This is a genomic window from Staphylococcus nepalensis (assembly GCF_014635045.1).
GTDB lineage: Bacteria > Bacillota > Bacilli > Staphylococcales > Staphylococcaceae > Staphylococcus > Staphylococcus nepalensis.
In genome coordinates this window covers 1-17834 of record NZ_BMCF01000013.1, presented here as the reverse complement: position 1 = coordinate 17834, position 17834 = coordinate 1, and the positions used below count along the sequence as shown (strand labels likewise).

The 17834-nt window shown below is 32.3% G+C and carries 16 protein-coding genes; 7 read left to right on the top strand and 9 right to left on the bottom strand.

The window, feature by feature from the left end; all coding sequences use genetic code 11:
• From IEU88_RS13245 to fadH, 5 genes are all read left to right on the top strand, one after another.
• A partial coding sequence (locus IEU88_RS13245) for an LPXTG cell wall anchor domain-containing protein (protein ID WP_188350422.1) occupies nt 1-1057 on the top strand: 1057 nt, incomplete at its 5' end.
• Between the two features lie 96 nt (nt 1058-1153).
• Nucleotides 1154-1339, top strand: coding sequence for a hypothetical protein (locus IEU88_RS13240; protein ID WP_103373613.1), 186 nt, complete (start codon nt 1154-1156; stop codon nt 1337-1339).
• Between the two features lie 40 nt (nt 1340-1379).
• Complete coding sequence (gene gtfA, locus IEU88_RS13235; RefSeq protein ID WP_096808162.1) at nt 1380-2885, top strand: accessory Sec system glycosyltransferase GtfA; 1506 nt, start codon at nt 1380-1382, stop codon at nt 2883-2885.
• Nucleotides 2878-4206: an accessory Sec system glycosylation chaperone GtfB gene (gene gtfB, locus IEU88_RS13230; protein WP_115359550.1), complete on the top strand. Its 1329-nt coding sequence runs from the start codon at nt 2878-2880 to the stop codon at nt 4204-4206. Before gtfA ends, gtfB begins: the two co-directional genes overlap by 8 nt.
• A 575-nt stretch (nt 4207-4781) precedes the next feature.
• On the top strand, nt 4782-5546 hold the full coding sequence (gene fadH / locus IEU88_RS13225) for a 2,4-dienoyl-CoA reductase (protein ID WP_096808164.1): 765 nt from the start codon (nt 4782-4784) through the stop codon (nt 5544-5546).
• Between the two features lie 245 nt (nt 5547-5791).
• On the opposite strand, the gene IEU88_RS13220 is transcribed toward fadH, so the two are convergent.
• The 9 genes from IEU88_RS13220 to IEU88_RS13185 form a co-directional block, all read right to left on the bottom strand.
• Nucleotides 5792-6829, bottom strand: a complete 1038-nt coding sequence (locus tag IEU88_RS13220) for a galactitol-1-phosphate 5-dehydrogenase (protein WP_096808165.1) — start codon at nt 6827-6829, stop codon at nt 5792-5794.
• A 36-nt stretch (nt 6830-6865) separates the two neighbouring features.
• Nucleotides 6866-7012: a hypothetical protein gene (locus IEU88_RS13740; protein ID WP_096808166.1), complete on the bottom strand. Its 147-nt coding sequence runs from the start codon at nt 7010-7012 to the stop codon at nt 6866-6868.
• A 29-nt stretch (nt 7013-7041) separates the two neighbouring features.
• Nucleotides 7042-8073, bottom strand: coding sequence for a zinc-binding dehydrogenase (locus tag IEU88_RS13215; RefSeq protein WP_096808167.1), 1032 nt, complete (start codon nt 8071-8073; stop codon nt 7042-7044).
• 21 nt (nt 8074-8094) lie between these two features.
• Complete coding sequence (locus IEU88_RS13210; protein ID WP_103373548.1) at nt 8095-9354, bottom strand: PTS galactitol transporter subunit IIC; 1260 nt, start codon at nt 9352-9354, stop codon at nt 8095-8097.
• Nucleotides 9355-9482: 128 nt separating this feature from the next.
• Nucleotides 9483-9761, bottom strand: coding sequence for a PTS sugar transporter subunit IIB (locus IEU88_RS13205; RefSeq protein WP_096808169.1), 279 nt, complete (start codon nt 9759-9761; stop codon nt 9483-9485).
• Nucleotides 9762-9805: 44 nt separating this feature from the next.
• Entirely contained in the window at nt 9806-10267 is a 462-nt protein-coding gene (locus IEU88_RS13200; RefSeq protein ID WP_103373547.1) for a PTS sugar transporter subunit IIA, read from the bottom strand.
• Nucleotides 10268-10285: 18 nt separating this feature from the next.
• Nucleotides 10286-12406: a BglG family transcription antiterminator gene (locus tag IEU88_RS13195; RefSeq protein WP_103373546.1), complete on the bottom strand. Its 2121-nt coding sequence runs from the start codon at nt 12404-12406 to the stop codon at nt 10286-10288.
• 276 nt (nt 12407-12682) lie between these two features.
• The gene (locus IEU88_RS13190) at nt 12683-14209 is read right to left on the bottom strand and encodes an SLC13 family permease (RefSeq protein WP_229719086.1); all 1527 of its coding nucleotides are present in this window, start codon (nt 14207-14209) and stop codon (nt 12683-12685) included.
• A gap of 733 nt (nt 14210-14942) precedes the next feature.
• A complete protein-coding gene (locus tag IEU88_RS13185) occupies nt 14943-16013 on the bottom strand; it encodes a hypothetical protein (RefSeq protein WP_096808173.1) in 1071 nt (356 codons plus the stop codon).
• A 374-nt stretch (nt 16014-16387) separates the two neighbouring features.
• On the opposite strand from IEU88_RS13185, the gene IEU88_RS13180 reads away from it, so the two are divergent.
• Together IEU88_RS13180 and IEU88_RS13175 are read left to right on the top strand one after the other, a co-directional pair.
• Nucleotides 16388-16897, top strand: a complete 510-nt coding sequence (locus IEU88_RS13180) for a YfiT family bacillithiol transferase (protein WP_096808174.1) — start codon at nt 16388-16390, stop codon at nt 16895-16897.
• Nucleotides 16898-17342: 445 nt separating this feature from the next.
• Nucleotides 17343-17834 (top strand): transglycosylase (locus IEU88_RS13175; RefSeq protein WP_188350421.1); only part of this gene is annotated, 492 nt, incomplete at its 3' end.

Sequence of the window (17834 nt, the reverse complement as noted above, 5' to 3'; positions counted from 1 at the left end):
GTCATTGAGCGCGTCTGAATCATTAAGCGAGAGTGAATCACTAAGCACCTCTGAGTCACAAAGTGAGAGTGAATCATTGAGTACCTCTGAGTCATTAAGTGAAAGCGAATCGTTGAGCGCCTCTGAATCATTAAGCGAGAGTGAATCGTTGAGTACCTCTGAGTCATTAAGTGAAAGCGAATCATTGAGTGCCTCTGAGTCATTAAGTGAGAGCGAATCATTGAGTGCCTCTGAGTCACAAAGTGAAAGCGAGTCATTGAGCGCGTCTGAATCATTAAGCGAGAGTGAATCACTAAGCACCTCTGAGTCACAAAGTGAAAGCGAGTCATTGAGCGCGTCTGAATCATTAAGCGAGAGTGAATCACTAAGCACCTCTGAGTCACAAAGTGAAAGCGAATCGTTGAGCGCGTCTGAATCATTAAGCGAGAGTGAATCGTTGAGTACCTCTGAATCATTGAGTGATTCTGAGTCATTAAGTGAAAGCGAATCATTGAGTGCCTCTGAATCATTAAGTGAAAGCGAGTCATTGAGCACCTCTGAGTCACAAAGTGAAAGCGAGTCATTGAGCGCGTCTGAATCATTAAGCGAGAGTGAATCACTAAGCACCTCTGAGTCACAAAGTGAAAGCGAATCGTTGAGCGCGTCTGAATCATTAAGCGAGAGTGAATCGTTGAGTACCTCTGAATCATTGAGTGATTCCGAGTCATTAAGTGAGAGTGAATCATTGAGTACGTCTGAATCAATAAGCGAGAGCGAATCATTGAGCGCTTCTGAGTCACAAAGTGAGAGTGAATCGTTGAGCGCATCAGAATTAAGAAATGACTATGGAATATTTATGAATAATGAAGAATCAATCAACCAATCACAAATTATTCCTGCATCAACTTTGTATAAGAACTCGGAAAATGACTTAGATAAAGATAAAAAAGATCAAGAAGATAAGTTGCCGAATACTGGTAATGAATCCAAGAATAATGGATTAATAGCAACTCTGGCTGGGTTAAGTGGTTTAGCATTACTGATGAGACGCCGTAAAAAAGAAACTGACAACAAATAGTAATTTTTAAAATCAATGCAAAATAAAGCTGAGGAGAATCTCCTTGGCTTGTTTTGTCATATTAAATATCTATACTAATTATAGGAAGTGTAATATATGAATAAAAATATAGACGAACCAAACTTAGAGCAAATTAATAAACAAATTGAAGAAGAATTAAAACAGTATGATGCTAAAGCGGAAGAGAAAAAAGTAAAAAAAGAATTCTTAACACTTAAATTTTTAGGAACATTTATTATATTGGTGATAATGATTTTTAGTATCGCAAAATTATTTGTTTAATTAAACATACTTTTAAACTTAACTTATGGGAGTGTAATAGGTGACAGTATATAACATAAATTTTGGAATAGGTTGGGCAAGTAGTGGTGTTGAGTACGCCCAACTATATAGAGCGCAAGCCTTAAGAGAAAAAGAAGAAAAAATAAAATTCGTGTTTTTAGATTTCATAAATAATGAAAATATACAAACATTAACCCAAAATTTAGGGTTTAATGATGACGAAGTAATATGGTTATATCAATTTTTTACAGATATAAAAATAGCACCAACAAGTGTTAAATTAAATGACATTATACAATTACTTAATTCTGCAGTTACAAGAATAGAAGATGAAGGAAAAGTTAAAAAGTATTTCTTTAATAACGATAGTAACTATATAGTTTGTTACATGAAGAATGAAGAAAATGATGTCGTGGATAGAGTGGACTATATTTCAAGAGGAAAATTATTACGCAAAGATTATTATTCTTACGTACGTCTCTTTTCTGAGTACTTTACACCTGAAGAAAATGTAGCTAAATTGTATATGAGAGTATTTTATAACGAAGATGGGTCAGTTGCTTATAATGAATATCTTAATGAGAATGATAGTATGTTTGTGTTTAAAGATAAAATACTTTATTCCAAGCTAGAACTAATCACATATTTTATGGAAAAGCTTCAGTTATCTTCCAATGATATAATCCTATTAGATCGTTCAAAAGATATTGCTCAAACTATATTACAAAATAAAAAAACTGCTAAATTAGGTGTCGTTATTCACGCGGAACATTTTAACGTATCTGCTACAAATAAGGAGTATATACTTTGGAATAATCATTATGAATATGTATTTAATAATTGCCATGAAATTGATTTTTTTATTACTGCAACTGCAATTCAAAAGGGCTTACTGGAATCCCAATTTGAGAAATATAATACAATAGTACCGAAAATATATATAGTCCCTGTAGGTAATTTGAAAACTTTAAATAAACCTATTTATCGAAAACCATATTCAATTATTACAGCTTCCAGACTAGCAAACGAAAAGCATGTAGATTGGTTAGTTAAAGCTGTTGTACTTGCTAAAAAGCAAAGCCCTGAAATAACGTTTGATATATATGGAGAAGGTGCACAAAAGCAAAGAATCAATAATCTTATTCATGAAAATAATGCTGATAATTATATAAATTTACATGGCCATGTAAACTTAAACCATTTATATGAAAAATACGAGTTATTTATATCGGGATCAACTAGTGAAGGATTCGGTTTAACGTTGATGGAGGCAGTAGGTTCAGGTCTAGGGTTAATTGGTTTTAATGTGAATTACGGAAACCCTACTTTTATTGAAGACCATGAAAATGGGTATCTAATACCAATAAAAATTGATGCAGAATCTGAATCTGAAATAGTGAAGAAACTTGCAGAATCAATAATTCAATTTTTTAAAAATGACACATGTTCTTTCCATGATGCTTCTTATAAAATTGCAGAATATTTTACTTTAGAAACTGTAAAGGGAAAGTGGGATGACTTGATTGAAGAGGTGCTTTATGATTAATTTATTTGAGGTTTTCGACAAACAAACAATTGTGCTTTATAATTCTTTTAAATTTTCTGATATACATAGAAAAACAATTGTTATAGAAGATAATGGTTTTCTCCCTGAAGATGTGGAAACGCCATATAAATTTTTTTCTAATAATACAAATTTGCCAATCAAGCCATTGTTTTTCAACCAAGTTCCAACACCAAGGTTTTGGTCAATTGATGGAAACAATAATGACGCAGCCGTCAAAAATTTAGGTGAAATAAAAGCGAGGATTATATATAAAAAGAATTATAAACATAGAGTTGTTGAGCGTGTTGAATGGTTAAATGAACTTGGGCATACGCAGTTTATTGATTATTATAACAAATACGGGTTTAAGTATGCAGAAGTGTTGTTAGACCCCAAGACGCATAGAAGAATACTAAAACGTTATTTTAACTATAAAAAGGAAAACTTTATGACTGAGTACTTTGTTACAAACGATATCGTTTTAAATTGGGAAGAAAAAGAATATTTTTTCCATTCAAAAATACAATTGGTAAATTTTTACTTGAAAGTTACCGGTTTAGAATCAGAAAGATTTTTAATCAATTCATTTTCAGTATCATCTGCAGTTATTAATAATTTAAGTATTCAAAATAACCATTATTTATTTTGGCAAGGAAGAATTACAAGTGAGGTGATTCACCACATGGAAAATATATTATCGAAAGAGCATAGTACTTATAGCGTAATTGTTCCAGGTAACGAAGTTTATAAGAAGGTTGTAAACTCCATTAATGAAAATTTGAGCCATCGAGTATCTCAATCTGGATATGTATATAAGTTTTTAAAACCGAATCATTATTCTAACCAAGTTTTAATACTTACTAATTCTGATCAAATACCACATTTGGAAAAAATTGTACAAATGAATACTCACTTAGACTTTCATATTGCTGCTATAACTGAAATGTCTCAAGTGTTAATGAAGTTTAATCAATATTCAAATGTTGCTTTGTACCCCAATTCTAAAAAAGATAATTTAATCAAATTGTACCATAAATGCGATGTTTATTTAGATATTAATAAAGGCAACGAGATATTAGATTCTGTAAGAGCAGCATTTGACCACAATTTACTAATTTTAGGGTATAAAACGACTGCACATAATAAACTAGTAACTGCGCAAAATAATCTTTTTGATATAAATGAACCACTAGATTTAATAAATATACTAAAGGAAACAACCGAAGACACATCAATATTAAATAACAGGTTAGCATTACAATTAGATAAGGGAGGTTCCGTTGATAAAGAAACGTTTATTAATTCAATAGTTGAAAAATAAAGATTTGAATATTAAAACGTCTTGATATCATTTTTATTAGCTAGTATTACTAACTTTCATTTTTAAATTCTAAAAAAGATATAACTATAAAAATTAAGGTTAGAGTGCAAAGATTTTAAGCCAAATGGTCTATATAATCTTTATAAACAGACCGTGTCTTATTTATTAGATGGTGAGAGTTGGTTTGTTTGATATATTTACCTTTAAGGATTATCGCGTTCTCAATATATTGTTAAATGTAGTAAATATAATGATAGAGAAGATTTTAAAAATATTTAAAAATAGTTCTGTGATAAATACACAAAAGTTAGGAGATAAATTAAATCAATTTGGTTTGTTTTTATAAACATTATCTAAAATATTGAAAGTATTCATTTAATCACTTATGAATTAAGTATTTAGCGATACATCCTTACAGGCCGGTAAACATGTAATAATAATCGTTAGTAGTTGGTTGTTGTCAGTACTATTATCATAGTATGCAACGCATCTTACGAGAAAACAAATCTAAACTTTGTTATACTTATCATTAAAATGTAAGCGCTTACTAAATCAGTTTGTAAAGGAGACTACATATGAAAGATAAAGTGATTATGGTTACAGGTGGTAGTAGTGGTATGGGGAAAGCAATGGCGAAGCGGTTTGCTCAAGAAGATGCTAATGTAGTTATAACAGGTAGATCGTTAGAACGTTTAAAAGCTACGAAAGAAGAAATTGAACAACGAAAAGGACAAATTTTGTGTATTGATATGGATGTACGTGATATTGAACGTGTGCAATATACCGTAGATGAAACCATTAATCGATATGGCAAAATTGATGGTTTGGTCAATAATGCAGCAGGAAATTTTATTTGTGCTGCAGAAGATTTATCAACGAATGGTTGGAATTCTGTTGTAGATATTGTTTTAAATGGGACGTGGTATTGTACGCAAGCTGTTGGTAAAAAATGGATTGAACAAGGACATAAAGGAAGAATTATCAATATGGTAGCGACTTATGCTTGGCGTTCTGGTCCGGGTGTTATACATTCCGCCAGTGCTAAAGCAGGTGTATTAGCTATGACTAGAACACTAGCTGTAGAGTGGGGAGCTAAATATGGTATTGCTGTAAATGCTATCGCACCAGGGCCTATAGATAATACAGGGGGTTCAGGAAAATTAAGTTTATCAGAAGAGGCGAGACAACAAACACTGAATAGCGTGCCGTTAGGTCGTATGGGCGAACCTGAAGAAATTGCAGGATTAGCTAAATTCTTATTATCAGAGGAAGCTAGTTACATTAATGGTGCTTGTATGACGATGGATGGCGGTCAGTGGCTCAATCAGAATGCGTTTTAAAATAATACTAAAAGGAAGCGGGCCAATGAACACATTTTATAAAATGTGTTCATTGGCCTACTCCTGGTAAGAATAGCTAGGAAAAAAGAATACAAAAGCTGAAATGCTTGTATAAGCGTATTTTCCATTTGATTATCTACTGTCATCACGAAGTTTAAGGTTAACACATTGTTTATGTTTCCGCCTCTTTTCTTCATAGCTACTCTTAGTACGTTTTAAGTATTCTTGTTTTATAATTATAGACTTTATGGGTGGAATATCACTTTATCAAAACGCTTTTTGTTGTTAACGAGGGCATCAAAAATCTTTGGGCCTTTTTCAAGAGGCAGCTTATCTGAAATAATGGGTTCACTAATGATATCGCCAGTAGACATATAATGTAGCGTCGAATGCCATTCTTTACCAGGAAACGGAGCTGACAAACCATTCCAAGAACCAATGACATTTAGCTCATTACGTAGTATTTTTTCGAAGTGTATTCTGTCTATTTCTATGTCAGAATAAGGGATGCCTAGTAATAAAACTTCTCCACCTTTAGTAGGTAATGTTAATACTTGACCAATAGTGAAAGGGGAACCGGCAGATTCCACTGCGACATCCACTTTTTCAGGAAGGTCATTTATTGCTTTGTCTAAGTTTTCTTGCTTTGAGTTAACGATATAGTTTGCACCAAGTGATTGTGCAATATCTAATTTATGTGAATCGATATCAATAGCTATAATTTTAGCTGCACCAAATATTTTTGCCCATTGTATTGCTAAAAGCCCGATACTTCCACAACCCATGACAGCTACCGTTGCTCCAGGTTTCATTTTAGTTCTGTAAAAACCATGTGCGACTACCGCAGAAGGTTCTACCATTGCAGCAGTATCGAAATCAACGTTAGCGGGTAGCTTCAAAACATGACTAGCCGGCAGTTTTACATATTCTGCAAAACAACCAGGTTGATAGGAGCCAATAACAAATAAATGTTCACATCTAGAATAATCACCTTTTTCACATTGCGCACATTGGTGGCATACGATGGCCGGACAGCCTGTGACAGCATCTCCAATTTGTAAGTGATTAACTTTAGAACCGGTTGCTTCAACTAGACCAGAAAATTCATGACCAAACGTCATTCCTTCTTTATATGGACCTAACTTTTTATATCGAGAATTATCTGATCCACAAACCCCAGTGGCGACTACTTTAATAATTACGTCATCAACATCGTTGATTTGAGGCATAAGTGTATCTTCATAGCGTAAGTCTTCAATTCCATAAAGGTTTAGAGCTTTCAAAAGCGTCCCCCCTATTAAAAGATATTTTAAATCATTTTATGAAGTTGATTTTTTTCTTTTGAAAAATTTAGAAGCAAAATAACTGAAAATAACGATGATATTGCAATATAACAAATGATCCATATAAAATGATGTGATCCCTCTCATTGGTCCAAGCATAAAATCAAGCATATGTTCCATCATGTTAATCATCCTTTCTTAGTCAGTTAGAGTTACTCTACTGGACGTAATAATACTTTAATCCCATCTCCACTTTTGATGTGGTTATATCCTTCATTCCACTGTGTGATGTCTAATTCTTTAGTAATTAATGCTTCAGCATTTACATCACCAGTACTTAATAGTTGTAATGAAGGTTCCCAATCAGCGGGCTTTTGGCTTCTACTTCCAATAACACGAATTTCTTTTTGAACAATTTTTTCTAAATCAAATGGAATTTCTGAGGATTTAAAAATACCAACTTGTACGTATTGTCCTTTTTTACGTAATAAATCTAACCCTTGTTTTGCAGCAGGAATAGCACCCGAACATTCAAGTACAACATTAGCGCCATAACCATTTGTTATACTATTTACATATTCTTTTAAATCTGTTTGTTGAACGTTTATCACATGATCCAATTGTAATTCAGAGGCTTTATCTAGACGTGTTTTATCATGATCTAGGCCTGTGATAATTACATTAGCGCCTTTACTCTTTACAACTTGCGCTACAAGTAAGCCGATTGGGCCAGGCCCCATAACGACGACCACATCATCAGCTTTAATATTTACTTTTGAAACAGCGTGATGCGCGCATGCTAAAGGTTCTGTCATAGCTGCAGATTTATAGGACACATTGTCAGGAAGGCGATGTACACTATTTGCACGTGCAATTAAATATTTTGTAAAGCCACCATTTTGTTGTGTCCCTAATCCTTTACGATAATTACACAAATTATAATCTTCGTTTTGGCAATATTGACATTCACCACAAACATAATACGTCGTTTCTGAAGTGACGCGGTCACCGATCTTAAAATGATTTACATTGCTACCGATTTCAACAACTTGTCCTGAAAATTCATGGCCAAGGATTACAGGAAATTTTACGTTGTAATGTCCTTCATAAGTATGAATGTCTGTACCGCAAATGCCTGCGTATTCAACTTTTATTTTAATTTCATTGGCGCCAGGATAAGGAACTTCTGCTTCTAATATTTCTAAATTACCAAACCCTGGTTTTGTCTTAACAAGTGCTTTCATAATCAAGTCAACTCCTATATATTAGTTAAAAATACTGAAGAATTTGAAGATAATATAATTCAGTATATTTCCACCTTGGTCAAGACTTGAGATTTGAGATGACCCTGATGGCATTTTTACGTTTGTACCGTCTGCCATGCTAGTAAATATAGGTGCTACATCCGTTGCGATGTATAAAGAAATCGCAATCATTATTGTTCCAACTATTACGGAGTGAATAATATTTCCTCGCGCCGCTCCAACAATAAAAGCAACGATAAAAGGTATAGTAGCTAGATCACCAAATGGTAAAACTTTGTTTCCAGGTAATATGACAGCAAGAACTACAGTGATAGGGACCAGGATTAATGCAGTGGCAATTACTGCTGGGTGCCCTAATGCTACTGCTGCATCTAAACCAATATAAATTTCACGATCACCAAAGCGTTTGTTTAGCCAAGTACGTGCAGACTCTGATACTGGCATTAAACCTTCCATAAGAATTTTGACCATACGTGGCATTAATACCATTACTGCTGCCATAGACATACCTAAGTTGATAACATCACCTGTGTTATAACCTGCTAGTATTCCTATAATAAGTCCCAATACTAGGCCAACAAATATAGATTCACCAAATGCCCCAAAACGTTTCTGTATTGTATCTGGATCAGCATTTAATTTGTTTAAACCAGGTATTTTTTGAATACCTTGCACTAAAAATATGCCTGGTGCGTATGAAATCGTACTGCCTGTAGCGATAGAAACACCAGGTAAGTCATAGAATTTACTCATCATTGGTGCAGTCCAATCTGCTACTTTAAGACAAACAATTTGGAATAGGGTAGCTGCAACTAATGACTGCCAAATACTTCCAGAAATTGCATAAATCATTGCTCCCATAAATGTGTAGTGCCAGAAGTTCCATATATCAACGTTCATTGTTTTAGTTGTTTTTGTTAGCAACATAATAATATTAATTACTAAACCTAATGGAATAATAAAAGCAGCGATACTTGAAGCCCATGCTATAGAAGAAGTCGCAGGCCATCCTACATCTATGACATGTAAGCTTACCCCTAGGTTTTTAACCATAGCTTGGGCAGCTGGGCCTAAATTATCTACAAGCAAATCTATAACTAAGAAAATTCCAACAAATGCTACACCAATTGTTAAACCCGACCTAAATGCAGCACCGATTTTTTGCCTGAAAAATAATCCCAACAAGAATATAACAATCGGTAAAATGACTGTTGCTCCCAAATCTAGAAAGGCTTGAATAAAATCTACAAATCTACTCATCCCATACACCATCCTCTTTAGTTTAAAATGATATCGGAGTAAATTAAGTTTTGTGTAACGAAAATATAAACAAATAGAGAATTAATTACTCCAACATTCTAAGTTTAGATAGAGATTTACTTAATTTTTTAACTTTGTAACACTCCTAAGATTTCTTTCTTCGTCTCTTCAACACCAATGCCAGTTAAGAAGTTACGTGCATTGATAACAGGGAAGTCATATTCTTTTTGTGTCATTGCTGTTGTCACTAATAAATCAGCTGTGTCAGCATACGCACCGACTTCAGAAATTTTGATTTGTTTTAAATCAACTTTAATATCGTGTTCTTTAGCCATTTCCTCAATTGCGTTATTTACTACAGTTGACGTTGCAATTCCAGCACCACATGCTACTAATACTTGTTTCATAATAAAATCCTCCTAGTTTTTATTTTTTTTATTATTTAAAAGATTTAGACCAATGCTTTTTCTATAATTGAAGCGATATGTGTTTTATTTTGTGATGTTGCAATAGATTTAAGTAATTGATCGTTTTGAAAAATATGCATTAACTTTTGAAGTAATGATAACTGTGTATCCTCCTTATCCATTGCAAGCATAAATATCAATTTAACATCTGTTGTTTCTTCTGTTTCCCCCATAATGACAAAGGGCACAGTCTCTTTTAATACTGCTACACCGATAGTTTTTTGATAAACGTGTTCAATATCGGTATGCGGGATGGCTACAGAACAATATACGGTAGGTAGCCCTGTAGCAAATGTGTTTTCTCTATTAATGACTGCCTCTTTATAAGAATGCCTAACATAACCATTATTTTGCATTAAATCAGCTAATTGACTTAAAGCGTCTTCACTTGATATAGCGTTTAATCCAATAACGATGTTAGAGGCGTCAATTTTTAAATCTTCCATAGACGTGACCCCTTTGCTTTAATCTATTTTTGAAAATTGTCGAATCGTTTCGAAAACGTAAGTTCTTGAATCAGTTTGAATGATATTTTTAATACAATGTTGGTCTTGTGCTAAATCACGTAATTGTAATAAAGGTCTTAAATGTTTGAATTTATCTGTTGCAGCTACTACTACAAAAACACTCACTTCTATGTCACTGCTTAATAGTAACGGCTTGTCTAATATCAACATACTCATCGCAGTACGATTTACATTTTGGTTGTTTTCAGCGTGAGGTATAGCAATATTTTGGTTGATAACCATATATGTGTCATCGAATGATTCAACCATCGCCTCAATATAATCGTTATTGATATAATTTTGGATGAAAAGTGGTCGAGCTGTCTGACGTATGGCTTCTTTTACTTCTGTAATATTGCTCCCAAATTGGATATGATGTTTAGGTAATAAATCTTGTAAGTTGAAGTGGTGAGTTAATGAAATCGATGATGACTTAATTGATGCATATGTGTGAACACTTTCAAATTGACTTTTGATTTCATTTATTAATGCTGCTTCATTATGAATTTGGGCATGTTCGCGAATAGCAGATAGCATTTTTTCTACTTGTAAATCAGTTTCAAATGAATGATTTAATTGTCCGAAGACAAGTTGTCGCAAGTCTTGTTTTTCTTGAGCAGTGAGAATAGCTTTAGTGATGTAAAGTTTTTTATGAGTTAATACATGCATTGGTGAAAAAACTAAATCAAAATTCAATGCATAGTTATTAAATTCTCTTAATGATAAAGCATCTAAAAAAATGAATTCTGGAAAGACGCTGCGTAATTCTTGTAACATCATTTGAGAAATCGATGTCCCTTGTGTGCAAACCACAACAGCTTTCACCTTTTTCTCAATATCTTCATCTTGTCTTCTTAAAGTTCCACCAATTAGCATAGTGAGATATGCAATTTCATTATCTGGTAAAGCTTGGTCAAAGAATTTTTCCATTGGTTTTGATGAAATTTTAACTAAATGAAATAATTCTTTATAGTCTTCTTTCAGAGTATTCTGTAAACTATCTACATCAGATAGCCCATATCTAATTCTGTAAAATGCAGGTTTCATGTGAAGCATTAATTGATTTAATAAAGACTCGCGATTTTCAAATGTTATAAATGTAATTTTTTCAAATTCACTCATCATTGTTTCTAACGCTAATTTAAGTTCAGGTAAAAATTTAGCATCGCTTAATTCTGACCAATGCACACTAGTAGACAATAATTGTAATGTAATAAATAATTTTTCTTGTCGCGGAATATCTGAATAATTAGCTGTTAATATTTCGGTTGCTTGATATTCCTCAGTGTCAGATAAATCGTCATATCCAATTAAAATGGGCGATATAGTTTTGTTATATTCAATTCTTCTAAGAATAAAATATAGTTTATAACGTAACGTTTCAGTGCTCTGATCTATAAATTTATTCTCTAAATATTGTTCAATTTTATTAATCTGACGATCGATGATTTGTAACTTGTCTTCATCAAAAGAGAGACTTTTTAAAATATCTCCTTGAGCAATATTTAATGTGAATACTTTATCTATTAAGCGAATAAATAACTTTCTAGTTTCGATTTCATTACTATTTAAGTAGTATCCCTCCTGTCTTGTGTACTGTAGCTTTACATCATAAGCTTTCAATAATTGCTTTAATTTCTTTAAGTCATTTAAAACGGTATTCTTACTTACTTTTAAATCGATAGAAAAATGATTTAACGATAATATTTCATCTTCTTTAAACAACATGAGTAAAATGAGATGCGCGCGTTGGTAAGCTGTATATACTTGCTCATTTTCCTGCTGAACAGATTCAATAGATACATTAAGAAAATTTTTAATTATATCATCAACAATAAAGAAACCCTGACTTGTACGTTCAATGATTGGACAATCTTGTTCAGTTAACCATTCATTTATTTTTTTAATACGATAACCAAGTTGTCTACGCGAAATGTTGAACTTAGTTTCTAAGTCTTTGCCTTTAATCTTTGGATTTTTAATCATTTCAGTAACGATATCAAAGTTTTCTGCGTGTATTTTGAATCCCTCCTTTGTTGTTGCATTTAATTTAGCACAGCTCGTCCAAGAGTTGTACATGTATTAGACACAATTTACATCATGTTTGATGTACATCACTGTGTTTGATATAAAAAAAGCACTTACCATCGCATTTATGTGATAAGTGCTAATACTCAAAAAAATTATTAATTTGAAATTGTGATTTTATCAATTATACGTTAGTTAGCTTTTAAATTAAAATAATATATTGAATGTAAAAGATGGTTGGTTTACTAAATAACTATAAATTATAAAACGAACGTTCAAAATGAACGCTCGTTTTATAACTTATACCAAAAAGATATGATTTGTGTGTTAAATTAACCCAAGCCAATGCCAATAAGTCACACTCAGTAAAATAATAAGTAAATAGCCAATAATGCTTATAGGTATGCCGGTTTTTAAGAAATCTTTAACAGTAAAAGTTTCTGTGCCATACGCTAACATGGCTTGTGGTGAGCTTACAGGTAATAAAAATCCAAAACTAATAACAAATTGTTGTATTAGTACAAAACCAATAGATTGATTTCCTAAATCTAGTGTAGTAGTTAGCGAAATGAAAACTGGAATTAGGGCTGATGCTAAACTTGTCGCGCTAGCGAAACCTAAATGTATTAAAATATTGAAAAGCGCAATTAATGCAATTATAACCACGATGGGATATTGATTGAGCCCCATCATGCCAAAAGTTTGGTCGCTTAGCCATTGTGCAGCTGTCGTTTTTAATAGTGCATTACCTAATGAAATACCTACGCCGAAAACAATGATGGTGCCCCAGGGTATACGGCTCTCGGCTTCTTTCCAAGTCATAACGCCTATTTTGGGCGTTAACATAATAGCTAAAGCCAACAGTATAATGGAAGACGAATCGATAGGGTGGAAGACTTTTTCAGTAGACCAAAATATTAATAACATAATAGAAATGGTGATTAATCGCCATTCTTTTCCTGTTATTGGTCCCATTTCTTTTAATTGTTGCTGAATTAATATTTTACCCCCAGGGAGTTCTTTTTCTTCAGGTGGCATAATCTTAAGCATTATAAAATAAAGTGCAATAGACATTAAAATTGACCATGGCCCTGCATATAAGAACCATTGTCCCCACGAAATGTCAGTGCCGAGTTGATCGTTTATAAAACTGATAGCAACGATATTTTGTGCTGCTGCTGTTTTAATACCAATATTCCAAATTGAGACGGCCTGTACAGCAGTTATGACTAAAAGGCCGGCTAGTTTACTTTGTTTAGAAACGCCAAATGCTGCTATCATACCTAATAAAATCGGAATAACTGCACCAGCTCGTGCAGTAGCGGAAGGTACGAAAAATGCTAAAAATATAGCTACTAATATCGTTCCGAGAACAATACGGTTTGTCTTATTGCCTGCTATAGACAAAATGATGAGAGCAAGACGTTTATGTAGTTGTGTAATCTGCATCGCTGTTGCCAAAAACAATGCTGCTGCAACTAATGCGAGTGCACTTGTTGCAAACCCACTAAAGGCCAGTTTTAAAGCGTTTCCCGTTCCAAAAAGTGCATCGTCTTTTAATAATACGCCATTTGATTGAGGGTTTCCTAAAGATTCAGATAAATTTTGTAAAGGGCTGAAACCAAATAACAATATTATTAAGGCAACAATCATAGTCGCAGAAACTGGATAAGCGACTGCTTCAGTTACCCATAATATAACTGCGAATATTAATATAGCTAACGCGCTTTTAGCCATAAACGGTAAGTTTTCTGGTGTTGGTAAAAACATCACGATTGCTAATACAACAATGCTTGTTATTAACCAAAAAGGCTTAAAACGAGGTGTTGTCTTTATTGCTGCATTTTTAGTCACAAATATTTCCTCCCTTGTTAAAGTATTCACAATAAGGATACAAATATTATTAAGTTGTTTCATTATATTTGAGAAAAATTCATAAAAGTTTGCGATTTATTGATGATACCGTTCGGTTGTTTTTATTCATTTTTTCCGTGAAACGTCGTTGAAGGCATGACCGAACATAAGTATTAGACAAAGTAGGGTGCTAGTAATTGTAGGATAATAAGTTAACTCAGATTGGCTAACAAATGTTGATTAGATAGTAAAGTTATTTAGAAAATAGGATGTTGGTGTTAGGAAGTGACCAGGAGAAGCAAAATTTTTCAAGTTGAGTACAGTAATTGATAATTATATTAATAAAATTACGAAGAGGCCAGTAAGTAATAAGCATTACCAAAATAAGTTTAATAATGAAAATGAATAATCATACGTTATTTTATAGTGTACTGTGATGCCAATTTAAAAGGTTTTAAAAATTTTATTGTAAGGTTATTTTTAATTTAGGCATCTATGGTTAATATAAATATAAGGCTAGAACATGAACGTTCTAGCCTTATATTTATATCCTAAGCTTATTATGATATTTTTGAATGATATCTAATTATCAAAATTAAAGTGAAATAAAAAATAGAGAATCAGTGATTATACTTTAGAATTTATCATTTATAACATCGTACTTATTTATATATAATTATTTATTACGCCTGTCATTAATATAAAATTTAGCACAAAGAAATAGTTGAAGTTTTTATAAACTTTCAATAATGTGTTTTTCTTTATTTTTAATTTCTTCATCGTCAATGGTTTGTTTATAGAGATTAGTGATAGCTTTATGCTTTTCTTTAGCTTCTTTTAGAAAATGAGCGGCTTCTTTCCAAGCATCTTGCCATTGCTTAGTACCTTCAGCGATTTCATTTGCGTATTTTTCATCTATCTGATTATCTATAATTGATTGGTAAGTATCTACGATTTCGTCTCCAGAACGTTCAGGGTCATAATTATGTGGTGCTGTACTATCAAAGGCAGCAACACTTAATTCGGGTATAATAATCATATCTAAACTATCAGGATCAAAGTCACAATGATATAGCTCGATATCAAAGCCATTTTCAATAGCTTGAGACACAATTTGTTTAAGTAACGTGGATTTACCTGAACCTGGGCGGCCTTTAATAAAGAAACGTTTGGTTAGATTACTTGTTAGGTTTTGTACAAAATCAAAATTACCATTTTCAGTAATGGTATCAAAGAATCTGTGTTTAACAATACTTTCTTTCTCTTGATAAGATTTTCCGAAAATATTTTCTAAAATTTGATTGTTAAGCGCTTGTGCTTTTTCAATATCAATGGAAGTACTGAAATAGAATTCTACATTGTCATGTAATTGTCTTGATTTTTTAATGTGAGTAGCATAATTTTCTAATAATTGTTCTTTTTCATTAAACAGACTTTTGATATCTTTTAAATTGTTTTGAAGTTTTGAATGGTCTACTGCAGTGGCTAAATCTACGGTTTCACCTGAAATATAAGGCAGCGCTGGTTCCATAGGATAAGGATAATTACCGTCAAAAATACCTATATTTCTATCTAAAACAATAAGTCCATCTAGCGTTTTAAAATCAAATGAACTATAAATGAGTTCTATAGGTCTTTGTTCTCCCTCAAGGTAATTTGCAATATTTTTTAATACTTCAGATTTACCATTTCCAGGCACACCTTTTAAAATGTATATATAATTTAATGATTGAGCTTCATTGTTAAAATAATGATATATACCTTTGCCACTATTACTTGATAAGAAAAATGATTTATTTGTCATGACAGACATCCTCTCTTATTTAAGATACAACCCCATACTAATACTGTGAATTTCTGCATGTAAATAAATAGGGTTTTATTAACAACGAAACATTTCCTTTTAACTACAATTTTGATGCATTGAGTTTACTTCTGTAGCACATACTTGTTTGAAAAAGCAGAATTGATCATATAATTTGAAATAATATTTTTGGATATGAATAGATACTTTATATCTAATATAGAAATAGATAAAATTTCACTCGAATAAACTGATACTAAGATAACCATATAAAGAATCAAGTTTAAATATTGTTGAAAAGGTAATAGCAATACTAATGGTGAAAAAGAGTAATGTTGCTATAGAAATATTTAAAATTAAAAAAGGTGATAAATATGAATGTTAGATTTCCTATTGGTGAATTAGAATTACCTAATAATGTGACATTAGAAGATGTTCAAGAATGGCTGGGAGACATTGAAGGGTATGTACACCGTTTAAGACAAGTTGTAGATGATTTAAATGAATCAGAATTAAGCAAGCAATATCGTGAGGGAAGTTGGACAGTACGTCAACTTGTTCACCACATTGCTGATTCACAAATAAATATGTATCAACGGTTAAAACTATCTTTAACAGATAATAATCCAATGGTGGAGCCTTTTATACAAGATGAATGGGTCGAGTTGGAAGATAATAACCTTCCAGTGGAATGTTCACTTAGAATAATGGAAGGTATCAATGAACGTATTGTAGCTGTTGGTCATACTTTAACTACTGATGATTTGAAACGTACATTTACGCTTAAAGGAGAAGGTAAGAATCAAGTTTCCGAACAGATTGCTAAGTTAGCATGGCATGAAGCACATCATTTAGCACATATTAAAATAGCATTATCAAATTAAAGGGAGTTATGTTATCACTCAAATATAATTATTTGAGTGATGTTTTTATGTGCCAAAATATATTTTAGAGAGAGCGTTATAATAAGTAAATTGAAATGTACAAGGTAAAATTAATTGAATATATATTTTTTAATTGGAGATAGTTGTCACACTAATTACATTTATATTACAGAGTGTATATATACAAAAATATCTTTGTTGACTTTTGCAATGGGATTTTTCAAAGAAACGTTTTGTTTTAAAATACAATTTAATGTAATTAGTATGTAAAACGGATAAGGTTTTTTTAATTTCATTGTAACCTACAAGTATTTTATAGATGTTATAGTATTTACTGGAAATTGGTTGAAACAACATTGTTTTTTACAAAAGTTGGATTTCAATATCATGCGAAAATAAATTCTTAAAAATATAAAAATTAACTTGTAGGAGGACTTATTTAAAAATGAAAAAAACAGTAGTAGCATCAACATTAGCAGTAGGATTAGGTGTAACAGGATTTGCAGCAGGAAACTCAGCAGACGCAGCTGAACAAGGTGTAGACAAAGCACAATTAGCTCAATTAGCACAATCTAATCCAGAACAATTAAATGCTTCACCAGTACATGAAGGTTCATATAGCTATAACTTTAATCAAAATGGTTTAAACTATAATTTTGAATCTAATGGTCAAACTTGGTCTTGGAGCTATGGTGAAGGTTCTAGTTCAAATGACGTTTCATCAGAACAATCTACTAATGTAGAACAACCACAACAAACTGAGCAAGCATCAACTGAACAACCAGTTCAACAAGCTGCGCCACAAACTGAGCAAACACAACAACCAAAACAAGAAGCTACAACAAAAGCTTCAACTCAATCATCAAGCTCAAATGAAGCTTCAAGTGGTTCATCAGTAAACGTTAATTCACATTTACAAGCAATTGCACAACGTGAA